This window comes from Methylobacterium sp. CCH5-D2 (assembly GCF_001556475.1).
GTDB classification, from domain to species: Bacteria; Pseudomonadota; Alphaproteobacteria; order Rhizobiales; family Beijerinckiaceae; genus Methylobacterium; species Methylobacterium hispanicum.
Genome location: NZ_LSIX01001136.1, coordinates 1 through 8,484, shown reverse-complemented (window position 1 = coordinate 8,484; position 8,484 = coordinate 1). Strand labels below are relative to the sequence as shown.

Below are 8,484 nucleotides of genomic sequence, written 5' to 3'. Positions count from 1 at the left end.
CATCCCTCACCCCAACCCTCTCCCGCACGGGAGAGGGGGCGCGGTGCGGTTCAGGTGCGAGCCGAGGAAGGGGGCCCGCCATATGCGATCGCCCTGCCCTATGGGAGAGGGGGCCCGGCGCGGTTCGCCGCACGCGGCCGAACCGATCGACCGGGGGCCGTATCAGGGGTCGGGCGGCGCTTCACCCTGGCCGATGAAGGGGATGCCCGCGATCGGGCATTCCTCCGTGCCGACGCTCCGACGGGTGATGGCTCGCACCGCTTCGCGGGTGCCGTCGGGATCCTCGATCCAGCGCCGGTAGAAGTCGTAAGGGCAATCCGACATCCCGTGCCGATTTTCCTTCGAGTTGATCATGCCCGTATAGCCGCGGTGCAGCAGCTTGAAGAGGTGGTTCTCGGACTGGCCATGGGCCCGGAAGTCGCGGATCAGGAACTTCGACAGGGCCGCGTACTGGATGCCCATCGCCTCCTCGCCGCACTCGCCGAGCGTGCGCCCGTCGAAGCCGATCAGCGCCGAATGGCCGAAATAGGTGTAGACGCCGTCGAAGCCGGCCGCGTTGGCCACCGCCACGTAGGTGTTGTTGGCGAAGGCCATCGCCTTCGAGATGACGATCTGCTGCTCCTTGGCCGGATACATGTAGCCCTGGCAGCGGACGATCAGCTCGGCCCCGCGCATGGCGCAGTCGCGCCAGATCTCGGGATAGTTGCCGTCGTCGCAGATGATCAGGCTGACCTTCAGTCCCTTGGGACCGTCCGAGACGTAGGTCCGATCGCCCGGATACCAGCCCTCGATCGGCGTCCAGGGCATGATCTTGCGATACTTCTGCACGATCTCGCCCTGGTCGTTCATCAGGATCAGGGTGTTGTAGGGCGCCTTGCGGGGGTGCTCCTCGTGGCGCTCGCCGGTCAGCGAGAACACGCCCCAGACCTTAGCCTCCCGGCAGGCGGCGGCGAAGATCTCGGTTTCGGCCCCCGGGATGGCCGAGGCGGTCTCGTACATCTCCGCGGCGTCGTACATGATCCCGTGCGTCGAGTATTCGGGGAAGATCACGAGGTCGAGCCCGGGCAGGCCCGACTTCATGCCGACGATCATCCGGCCGATCGCCCGGGCGTTCTCCAAGACCTCGGCCCGCGTGTGCAGGCGGGGCATCGTGTAGTTCACGACGGCGACGCCGACGCTGTCCTGGCTGGACGAGATGTCTCCGTGGATCATGGTGTCGCTCCTCCCCATCTCATGGCCGCGCGCCTCCTCCCGCTCCGCGGCGGAACGGGAGGGGGGTGGCGGCGTCAGTGGCTGATCATCCAGGGCCGCGCGTTCGGGAAGCTCTTGGCCGCCGCGGGCGGGGACGCCGTCTTCCGCGGCGTGCAGCAGCCGCAGCCCGCCCCGTGCCCACCCGAGCGCCGCGGCGCGTGGCGGCTGCGCTCGTTGGTGGCGTGGGCGGCCTTCAACGCCGGATCGAGCCCCGAGAGGCGCGGCGCGGTGAGGAAGGCCCGGCGACAGGCCGCCCCGCATCCGGGGCAGTCGTGCGGGTGCTGGAACTCGGCCATCGGCCGCATCACCGTGAACGGGCCGCAGGCTGCGCAGGCGTAGTCGTAGACCGGCATGATCAGAGATCCGGCGAGAGCGGCATCTGGATCGAGCCGTCGAGGAACTTCGTCGGCCCGGCGGCGCTCGGATTGATGTCGAACTCGAAGATCTTCGTCGGGATCCAGAGCGTCGCGCAGGCGTTCGGGATGTCGACCACGCCCGAGATGTGGCCCTGGACCGGCGCGGTGCCGAGGATCGAGTAGGCCTGCGCGCCGGAATAGCCGAACTTCTTCAGGTACTCGATCGCGTTGAGGCAGGCCTGCCGGTAGGCGACGTGGACGTCGAGGTAGTGCTGCTTGCCCCACTCGTCGACCGAGATGCCCTCGAAGATCAGGTAGTCGTCGTATTGCGGCGTGATCGGCGACGGCTTGAAGATCGGGTTCTTGATCCCGTACTTGGCCATGCCGTCCTTGATCAGGTCGACCTTGAGATGGACCCAGCCCGCCATCTCGATGGCGCCGCAGAAGGTGATCTCGCCGTCGCCCTGGCTGAAATGGAGGTCGCCCATCGAGAGGCCGGCGCCCGGCACGTAGACCGGGAAGTAGATCTTCGAACCGCGCGACAGGTCCTTGATGTCGCAATTGCCGCCGTGCTCGCGCGGCGGCACGGTACGGGCGCCCTCGGCCGCCGCCTTGTCCCGCGCCTCGCCCGTGAGCCGGCCCATATGGGCGGTCGGCCCGAACGGCACGGTGCCGAGCGCCGGCACCCGCTCCGGATCGGTGTTGACGAAGGCGATCTCGCGCTCGTTCCAGGTCGCGAGCAGCTTCGGGTCGGGCAGGCAGCCGATCAGGCCGGGATGGATCAGGCCGGGGAAGCGCACGCCCGGGATGTGGCGGGACTTGGTGAACATCCCCTCGAAGTCCCAGATCGACTTCTGGGCCTGCGGGAAGTGCTCGGTGAGGAAGCCGCCGCCGTTCTTCTTCGAGAAGAAGCCGTTGAAGCCCCACTGGCTCTCGGGCTTGGCGCCGATGTCGAGGAGGTCGACCACCAGGAGGTCGCCGGGCTCGGCGCCCTCGACGCCGATCGGACCCGAGAGGAAATGCACGATCGAGAGGTCGATGTCGCGCACGTCGTCGGCGGAATCGTTGTTCTTGATGAAGCCGCCGGTCCAGTCGTAGGTCTCGACGATGAAGTCGGCCCCGGGCTTGACGGTGGCGACCATCGGGATGTCCGGGTGCCAGCGGTTGTGCACCATGTCGTTGTCGTAGGCCGACTGGCTCAGATCGACCTTGATCAGCGTCTCGGGCATGTTCTCTCGTCTCCAGCTCCCTGTCCGCCGGGGCGGACGCCTTTCCGCGCGGGGCGCGCGCGAACTTCGCCGTCGGCCGGCCCAGCCCTCTCAGACCGAGAGGAAGCGGGCGACCTGCGCCTCGTCGATGTCGGCGCGCGGGCTCTCGTGGACGATCGCGCCGTTCTCGATGACGAGCACCCGGTCGGCCACGTCGAGGGCGAAGCTCAGCACCTGCTCGGAGACGACGATGGAGAGCCCGCGCGCGTCGCGGATCGCCTTGAGGGTGCGGCCCATCTCGCGGATGATCGAGGGCTGGATGCCCTCCGTCGGCTCGTCGAGGAGGAGTACCTTCGGCCGGCTCGCGAGCGCCCGCGCGATGGCGAGCTGCTGCTGCTGGCCGCCCGAGAGGTTGCCCCCGCGCCGGCCCTTCATCTCGAGGAGCACCGGGAACATCGCGTAGAGGTCCTCGGGCACCCGCCGCGCGCCCGTGACGGTGAGGCCCGTCTCGATGTTCTCCTGCACCGTCATGGTGGAGAAGATCATCCGCCCTTGCGGCACGTAGGCGAGGCCGCGGGCGACGCGGGCGTGGCTCTTGAGCCCTGTGACGTCGTGGCCGTCGACCGCGATCGTGCCGAAGGTCGCGGGCAGGATCCCCATCAGGGTCTTCATGAGCGTGGACTTGCCCATGCCGTTGCGGCCCATCACCGCGACGATCTCGCCGGGGGCCACCGCGATGTCGAGACCGTGCAGGACCTCGCTCTGCCCGTAGGCGGCGTGGAGCCCGCGGATCGCCAGCATGGCGGGGTCGGTCGGCCTCACGTCCGGAGGCGGCGGCGCGGGGACGGTCTGCAGCATCTGCGGCTCCTCTAATGGCCGAGATAGACTTCGATCACCTTGGGGTCGTTCTTGACGCGCTCCATCGAGCCCTCGGAGAGGACCCGCCCCTGGTGCAGCACGGTGACCCGGTGGGCGATGTCCTCGACGAACTTCATGTCGTGCTCGATCACCAGCACCGAGCGGCCCCGGATGATCTGGTTGAGGAGCTCGGCGGTCTTCACACGCTCGCCCACGCTCATCCCGGCCACCGGCTCGTCGAGCATCAGGAGTTCCGGGTCCTGGATCAGCAGCATGCCGATCTCCAGCCACTGCTTCTGGCCGTGGCTCAGGAACTCGGCGCGCTCCGCGAGGTGGTCCTTGAGGAAGATCGTCTCGGCGATCTCGTGGATGCGCTCGCGCACCGCGGCGTCCCGCCGGAAGGTCAGCGCGCCCAGCACCGAGCGCCCGCGCGGATAGGAGATCTCCAGGTTCTCGAACACCGTGAGGTCGTCGTAGATCGACGGCGTCTGGAACTTGCGGCCCACGCCCGCCTGGACGATCGCGCTCTCGGAGAGCCGCGTCAGCTCCTGGCCCTTGTAGCGGATCGAGCCGGCGCTCGCCCGCGTGCGCCCGCAGATCAGGTCGAGCACGGTGGTCTTGCCGGCCCCGTTCGGACCGATGATCACCCGGATCTCGTCCGGATCGACGTAGAACGAGACGTCGTTGACCGCCTTGAACCCGTCGAAGGAGACGGTGAGCGCCTCGACCGCCAGGAGGTAGTCGGGCGCGGCCGAGGCGGCGCCGATGACGGGGGAGGCGAGGAGCGCGGCGTTCATCGGGGAATCCTCAGGCGGCCGGGGCGCCGTGGGGCGGGGCGATCGCGGGCGGTGGCGCGCGGAGCGCCTTCACCCGGCGGGTGAGGCGCGGCTCGATCCGCTCGCGCCAGAGGCCGGCGAGCCCGTTCGGGAAGGCCAGCACTACGCCGATGAACAGCGCGCCGAGGCCGAACAGCCAGAGTTCGGGGAAGCTCTCGGAGAAGGTGGTCTTGGCCCAGTTGACCAGCAGCGTCCCCCAGACCGCGCCGAACAGCGACAGGCGCCCGCCGACCGCGGTGTAGATCACCATCTCGATCGAGGGCACGATGCCGACGAAGGAGGGCGACATGAACCCGACCTGGAGGGTGAACATCGCGCCCCCGACCGCCGCGAAGGCCGCCGCGAGGCAGAAGGCGAAGACCTTGAAGCCCGCCACCGAGTAGCCGGAGAAGCGGACCCGGTCCTCCTTGTCGCGCAGGGCGACGAGGATGCGGCCGAGCTTCGAGCGCTTCACGTACTGCGCCGCCAGGATGCAGGCGACGAGAAGCCCGCCGTTGACGAAGTACAGCACGGTCTTGGCGTGGTTGGTGCGGATGTCCCAGCCGTGGAGCGTGCGCAGGTCCGTGATGCCGTTGATGCCGCCCGTGTAGCCCTGCTGGCCGACGATCAGGATCGTCAGGATCGCGGCGATCGCCTGGGTGATGATCGCGAAATAGGTGCCGCCGACCCGGCGCTTGAACATCGCGAAGGAGATCAGAAGCGCGAACAGCACCGGCACCGCGACCACCAGGAGGAGCGTCAGCGGCAGGCTCTTGAACGGCTGCCAGAACCATGGCAGCGCCGTGATCTGGTTCCAGTCCATGAAGTCGGGGATCCCCGGCGTCGACTGGATCTTCGTGTTCTCGACGCTCGAGGCTTCGAGCTTCAGGTACATCGCCATGCAGTACCCGCCGAGCCCGAAGAACACGCCCTGGCCGAGCGACAGGATGCCGGCATAGCCCCAGCAGATCACGAGGCCGAGCGCCACGAAGGCGTAGGTGAGGTACTTGCCCACGAGGTTGAGCCGGAACCCGTCGAGCGCGAGCGGCAGCACGACCAGGATCACGGCGGCGAGGAGGAGAAGGCTCAGCCACTCCATCGGCTTCATGAAGGGATTGTCGTTGACCGTGACGGATTTCGTCAGCGCCTGGACGGGATTCGTCATCGCGGGCCTCCTCAGCGCCGGACCTTGAGGGTGAAGAGGCCCTGCGGCCGCAGCATCAGGATGCCGACCACGGCGAGCAGGGTGAGCACCTTGGCCATCGAGCCGGAGAGGAAGAATTCGAGCGTGGACTGGGTCTGGGAGATCGAGAAGGCGGACGCGATGGTGCCGACGAGGCTCGCGGCGCCGCCGAAGACCACGATCAGGAACGTGTCGACGATGTAGAGCTGGCCCGAGGTCGGACCCGTGGAGCCGATCATCGTGAAGGCCGAGCCCGCGACGCCCGCGATGCCGCAGCCGAGGCCGAAGGTGGTGCGGTCGACCTTGTCCGTATCGATGCCGACGGCGCCCGCCATGGCGCGGTTGGCCATCACGGCGCGCATCTGCTGGCCGAAGCGCGAGCGGAAGATCAGCAGCGCCACCGCGCCGGTGATCAGCAGGGTGACGGCCATCACGAACAGGCCGTTGATCGGCACCTCGATCGTGTCGGTGACCTGAACCGAACCGATCAGCCAGGCGGGCAGCTCGACGCCAACCTCGCGCGCGCCGAAGATCGAGCGGTAGGCCTGCTGCAGGATCAGCGACAGGCCCCAGGTGGCGAGCAGGGTGTCGAGGGGGCGCTTGTAGAGGAAGCGGATCAGGCCCCACTCGACCAGCATCCCGAGCGCGCCCGAGGCCAGGAAGGCGAGGCCCATCGCCACGAAGAAGGAGATCGGGAACAGGCCCGGCAGGTAGGACTGGAAGAACGTCGAGCACAGATAGGTGACGTAGGCGCCGAGGATCATGAACTCCCCGTGCGCCATGTTGATCACGCCCATCTGGCCGAAGATGATCGCGAGCCCCAGCGCCATCAGCAGGTAGACCGAGAACAGGATCAGGCCGGCAAAGCCCTGCATCGCGAAGATCGCGCCGAGATCGCCGAGGGAGTAGTCGCCGAACATGCCGTCACGGGCCTCCGGGGCGGTGTGGGGGCGGAGGGCGGTTGTCCTCCGATCGTGTCTCGCGGCGTTCCCGGAACGCCTTCCCTCCCCCCCCTCTGCGGGGGAGGGAGAATCTCGCGCCTACTGGTACCCCTTCGGGAAGGGATCGGGCCTGATCAGGTCCGGGCTGGTGTAGACGATCTCGAACTGGCCGTCGGTCTTGGCCCGGCCCACCCGGGTCTTCGACCAGAGGTGATGGTTCGGGTCGATCTTCACGTAGCCCTCGGGCGCGGCCGTGAACTCGATGCCGGGGGAGGCCGCGACCACCTTGTCCACGTCGAAGGAGCCCGCCTTCTCGCAGGCCATCTTCCAGAGGAACGGCCCGAGATAGGCCGCCTGGGTCACGTCGCCGATGACGGTCTTCTCGCCCCACATCTTCTTGAAGGCGGCCACGAAGGCCTTGTTGTTGTCGTTCTCGATCGACTGGAAGTACTTCATGCAGGCGTAGGCGCCGGCGATGTTCTCGCCGCCGATGCCGTCGATCTCGTCCTCGGTGACCGAGATCGTGATCAGCACCTGCTTCGAGAGGTCGATGCCCGCGGCCTTGAGCTGCTTGTAGAAGGCCACGTTCGAGCCGCCGACCACGTCGGTGAAGATCACCTTCGGCTTGGTGAGCTTGATCTTGTTGATCACCGAGTTGAACTGCGTGTGGCCCAGCGGGAAGTACTCCTCGCCGACGACACGCCCCTTGAGCACGTTCTCGACGTGCTTGCGGGCGATCTTGTTCGAGGTGCGCGGCCAGATATAGTCCGAGCCGATGAAGTAGAAGGTGTCGCCGCCCTTCTCCTTGTGCACCCAGTCGAGCCCGGCGAGGATCTGCTGCGTCGCCTCCTGGCCGGTGTAGAAGACGTTCTTGGACTGCTCCAGGCCCTCGTAGAAGGTCGGGTAGTACAGGAGACCGTTGTACTGCTCGAACACCGGCAGCACCGCCTTGCGGGAGGCCGAGGTCCAGCAGCCCATCACGGCCGCGCACTTGTCGTTGACGAGGAGCTTCTTGGCCTTCTCGGCGAAGGTCGGCCAGTCGGAGGCGCCGTCCTCCTGGATGATCCGGATCTTGCGGCCGAGCACGCCGCCCGCCTCGTTGATCTGGGCGATCGCGAGCTTCTCGGCCTGCTGCGCCCCGGTCTCGGAGATCGCCATCGTACCGGTGACCGAGTGCAGGATGCCGACCGTGACCTCGCTGTCCGTCACCGCGAGCCCGGTCGTGTTGACCGCAGCGGTCGGGGCCGCGGCCCGTGCGGGCCCCGGCAGCAGCGCCAGCGCCGGGAGGCCGGCCATTCCCATGAGCAGCCTGCGCCGCAGCGGCGAGAAGCCGGAATCCGAACCGGTATCGGTGTCGTCTGCCATCGTGCCTGACCCCGTGGACGTCCGGCGGTCTTGAGAGGCGACCGCGGATCGACGGGGTTCAGGCTAGGTCGGCCGCCGCGGCGCGGCCTATACGCGGTTTTGCGTATGGCCGGGCCTTTGCGTGGGCGGCACAGTCGATCCGTCTATTCCGGAAACCGATGGAAGCCAGGGCAGAGCATTCGGGCCGCGTCGGGGCGACTGGCCGCGCGCGCCGCATCGTTCGCGCCGCAGTCTTGGCGCGCGCGCCGGGCCGCGTCGGGATCCGCGCGCGATGAGCGGCTCGCAGCGCATCGTCCCGATCCGGCGCGCCTACAACCGCTTCGTGGCGGACGAGACCCTGGAGGATTACGCGCTCCGCTTCACCGCCAAGAAGGCCCGGCGCTGGTCGGGCTCCGCGGTGGCGCAGACGGCGCTCGGCTCGGTCTCGTTCCTGGCGCTGGAGGCGATCGGCGGCACGCTGGTGCTCACCGCGGGCTTCACGAACGCCCTCGCGGCGATCCTCTTCGT

At 68.0% G+C, this 8,484-nt stretch carries 9 protein-coding genes; 1 reads left to right on the top strand and 8 read right to left on the bottom strand.

Going from position 1 to position 8,484, the window contains the following annotated elements; genetic code table 11:
- Positions 1-162: 162 nt before the first annotated feature.
- The 8 genes from AX737_RS30915 to urtA form a co-directional block, all read right to left on the bottom strand.
- Positions 163-1,212, bottom strand: a complete 1,050-nt coding sequence (locus tag AX737_RS30915) for an aliphatic amidase (RefSeq protein WP_066927958.1) — start codon at positions 1,210-1,212, stop codon at positions 163-165.
- Positions 1,213-1,286: 74 nt separating this feature from the next.
- A complete protein-coding gene (locus AX737_RS30910; RefSeq protein ID WP_066927956.1) occupies positions 1,287-1,604 on the bottom strand; it encodes a zinc ribbon domain-containing protein in 318 nt (105 codons plus the stop codon).
- Positions 1,605-1,606: 2 nt separating this feature from the next.
- Entirely contained in the window at positions 1,607-2,836 is a 1,230-nt protein-coding gene (fmdA, locus tag AX737_RS30905) for a formamidase (RefSeq protein ID WP_066927953.1), read from the bottom strand.
- 90 nt (positions 2,837-2,926) lie between these two features.
- On the bottom strand, positions 2,927-3,616 hold the full coding sequence (urtE, locus tag AX737_RS30900) for an urea ABC transporter ATP-binding subunit UrtE (RefSeq protein ID WP_066927960.1): 690 nt from the start codon (positions 3,614-3,616) through the stop codon (positions 2,927-2,929).
- A 68-nt stretch (positions 3,617-3,684) separates the two neighbouring features.
- Complete coding sequence (gene urtD / locus AX737_RS30895; protein WP_066927951.1) at positions 3,685-4,470, bottom strand: urea ABC transporter ATP-binding protein UrtD; 786 nt, start codon at positions 4,468-4,470, stop codon at positions 3,685-3,687.
- Between the two features lie 10 nt (positions 4,471-4,480).
- Positions 4,481-5,653, bottom strand: coding sequence for an urea ABC transporter permease subunit UrtC (urtC, locus tag AX737_RS30890; protein ID WP_066927949.1), 1,173 nt, complete (start codon positions 5,651-5,653; stop codon positions 4,481-4,483).
- 11 nt (positions 5,654-5,664) lie between these two features.
- On the bottom strand, positions 5,665-6,591 hold the full coding sequence (urtB, locus tag AX737_RS30885) for an urea ABC transporter permease subunit UrtB (RefSeq protein ID WP_066927947.1): 927 nt from the start codon (positions 6,589-6,591) through the stop codon (positions 5,665-5,667).
- A 120-nt stretch (positions 6,592-6,711) separates the two neighbouring features.
- A complete protein-coding gene (urtA, locus tag AX737_RS30880) occupies positions 6,712-7,977 on the bottom strand; it encodes an urea ABC transporter substrate-binding protein (RefSeq protein ID WP_066927945.1) in 1,266 nt (421 codons plus the stop codon).
- A 271-nt stretch (positions 7,978-8,248) separates the two neighbouring features.
- On the opposite strand from urtA, the gene AX737_RS30875 reads away from it, so the two are divergent.
- Positions 8,249-8,484: hypothetical protein (locus AX737_RS30875; protein WP_156454067.1), on the top strand; the 236-nt coding region annotated here is incomplete at its 3' end.